Below are 356 nucleotides of genomic sequence, written 5' to 3'. Positions count from 1 at the left end.
CCCGAACAGGTCGACTACGTCATCATGGGACAGGTCCTCACCGCCGGCGCCGGCCAGATGCCCGCCCGCCAAGCCGCCGTCGCCGCCGGCATCCCCATGAACGTCCCCGCCCTGAGCATCAACAAAGTGTGCCTCTCCGGCATCGACGCCATCGCCCTCGCCGACCAACTCATCCGCGCCGGCGAATTCGACATCGTCGTCGCCGGCGGGCAGGAATCGATGTCCCGCGCACCCCACATGCTCGAAAAAAGCCGCGAAGGCTTCAAATACGGCGACGTCACCCTCCGCGACCACATGGCCTACGACGGCCTCCACGACATCTTCACCGACCAGGCCATGGGCCTGCTCACCGAACA

Annotated in this window: 1 protein-coding gene; it reads left to right on the top strand. The window is 66.3% G+C overall.

Features of this window, described 5'->3' with window-relative positions; all coding sequences use genetic code 11:
• Positions 1 to 356: beta-ketoacyl synthase N-terminal-like domain-containing protein (locus ASU23_RS12270; protein WP_301336398.1), on the top strand; the 356-nt coding region annotated here is incomplete at both ends.

The organism is Rhodococcus sp. KB6 (genome assembly GCF_001445685.1).
Taxonomy (GTDB): domain Bacteria; phylum Actinomycetota; class Actinomycetes; order Mycobacteriales; family Mycobacteriaceae; genus Rhodococcus_F; species Rhodococcus_F qingshengii.
This window is presented reverse-complemented; position numbering and strand designations above follow the sequence as displayed.